Source organism: Kineococcus glutinatus (assembly GCF_039542765.1).
GTDB lineage: Bacteria > Actinomycetota > Actinomycetes > Actinomycetales > Kineococcaceae > Kineococcus_A > Kineococcus_A glutinatus.
In genome coordinates this window covers 1-1781 of record NZ_BAABIL010000063.1, presented here as the reverse complement: position 1 = coordinate 1781, position 1781 = coordinate 1, and the positions used below count along the sequence as shown (strand labels likewise).

Sequence of the window (1781 nt, the reverse complement as noted above, 5' to 3'; positions counted from 1 at the left end):
CGCGCGGTGCGGCCGGGGGGCCGGGTGGACGCCGTGGACCTGTCCGCGCCCCTGCTGGGGGTGGCGGCCGGGCGGGCGGCGGCGGAGGACCTGCCGCTGCGCACGCACGTGGCGGACGTCGTGGCGTTCGGCGCGCCGGGGAGCTACGACCTGGCCGTCTGCGTGATGGGGATCTTCTTCCTGCCCGACGTGGACGCCGGCGGGCGCCACCTGCTCGACGTGCTGCGCCCCGGCGGGCGGTTGTGCGTGAGCGTGTGGGCCGAGGGCGCGATGGTCGAGGCGATGCGGCCGCTGGCGGAGGCCGTCGCCCGGGTGCGGGGCGAGGAGGTGGCGCCGGCGGGGTCGATGGGCGGGCTGGGCACCGCCGAGGGGCTCGCCGGCTGGGCGCGGCGGCTGGGCGCGGTGGACGTGGCGGTGACGTCGCACCCGCTGCACGTGCCGCTGGACGGGGTGCTGGCCGGTGCCCTGGTGGACGGCACGGCCGCGCAGGCGCTGCTGACCGGCCTGGACGCCCCGGCGCGCGCGGCGGTGCGCGCGGAGGTGGTGGCGCGGCTGGGGGGTGCCCGTCCGGTGCTGACCGCGACCTCGCTGGTGGTCACCGGCCGGCGCCCCTGAGGGCGCCCGGGACGAGGGCTGCCGCCGGGACGGGATCGCGCGGTGGGCGGGACCCGGGGGTCCTGCCCACCGCGCGGCGATCACTTCTTGTTGCGGCGCTGGTGGCGCGTGCGGCGCAGCAGCTTGCGGTGCTTCTTCTTGGCCATGCGCTTGCGACGCTTCTTGATGACAGAGCCCAAGGGGTCCTCGCTCACTCGACGGTCGACCGTGCACGGGTCGGTGTGCACTGCTGGGCCGCGGCCCCGACCCGGGGGTCGCCCCCGCGGGGGTCGGCTCGGGGGTCGGCTGCGGCGTACCGGCACCAGCGTACCGGCGCGGCGGGCCGCTCCCGGCCCCGAGTCCTCCGGGTGGCCCCACCTGCCGGCGGCCCGGGCGCGCAGGTCAGGCGGTGTCGATGTAGGGGTGGCGCAGGTACTCGTGGACGGCGTGCTCCGGGACGCGGAAGGACCGGCCGACCCGGACCGCTGGCAGTTCCCCGTTGTGCACCAGCCGGTACACCGTCATCTTGGAAACGCGCATCAACGACGCGACCTCGGCCACGGTCAGGAACCTGACGTCGGTCAGCGGGCGGTCTTCTGGCATCCCCACAGCGCTCCTTCGGCGCGCGCCAGCTACCCGGTCACCGTCCCGGGCAGGGATCCCGCGCGATCCCTGCCCACTGTAGGGGCAGATGGGGCTCATCGGAAGGTTTGAGCAACCATTCGATCACCCAGAGTGATGTGATTAGTCGAAGTGGGGGTCCAGGCCGTGCAGCGGGAAGGCCACCCGGCGCGTCGCCAGGATCGCCCGGTCCACCGCGTCGTCGGGGTCGAAACCCGCCGCCCACGCCGCCCACGCCGCCGGCTCCCCGTCCGTCATCCACTCCGGCCCCGGCCGCCCCGTGCGGGCCACCACGTGCTCCCGCCAGCCCGCCGGCACCGCCGTCCCCGGCGCCAGCGGCCGGTGCGCCGCCTCCGCCACCAGGTGCGCCCACGCCCGCGGCACCACGTCCACCACCTCGTAGCCCCCGCCGCCCAGCGCCACCCAGCGCCCCCCGCTCACCTCGTGCACCAGGGAGTGCAGGGACCGCGCCACCTGCCGCTGCGCGTCCAGCGACACCCCCAGGTGCCCCAGCGGGTCCAGGGAGTGCGTGTCGCACCCGTGCTGGGTGACGACGACGTCCGGCT

Annotated in this window: 3 protein-coding genes and 1 pseudogene; 1 reads left to right on the top strand and 3 read right to left on the bottom strand. The window is 76.6% G+C overall.

Annotated features, from left to right (window positions below; genetic code table 11):
- On the top strand, positions 1-615 hold a 615-nt coding region (locus ABEB16_RS03400; protein WP_345710865.1), incomplete at its 5' end, for a class I SAM-dependent methyltransferase.
- 80 nt (positions 616-695) lie between these two features.
- Here the strand turns inward: ABEB16_RS03400 and ABEB16_RS03395 are convergent.
- The 3 genes and pseudogenes from ABEB16_RS03395 to ABEB16_RS03385 all read right to left on the bottom strand — a co-directional run.
- The gene (locus ABEB16_RS03395; RefSeq protein WP_012085056.1) at positions 696-794 is read right to left on the bottom strand and encodes a 30S ribosomal protein bS22; all 99 of its coding nucleotides are present in this window, start codon (positions 792-794) and stop codon (positions 696-698) included.
- A gap of 202 nt (positions 795-996) precedes the next feature.
- Positions 997-1197: a helix-turn-helix domain-containing protein gene (locus ABEB16_RS03390; protein ID WP_345710864.1), complete on the bottom strand. Its 201-nt coding sequence runs from the start codon at positions 1195-1197 to the stop codon at positions 997-999.
- Between the two features lie 141 nt (positions 1198-1338).
- Positions 1339-1781, bottom strand: a pseudogene (locus ABEB16_RS03385) (acetoin utilization protein AcuC); the annotation flags it as partial.

What these genes read in the sequence shown, in the direction of transcription:
- ABEB16_RS03390 (WP_345710864.1), bottom strand. Translation starts at nt 1,197, where the DNA reads ATGCCAGAAGACCGCCCGCTGACCGACGTCAGGTTCCTGACCGTGGCC.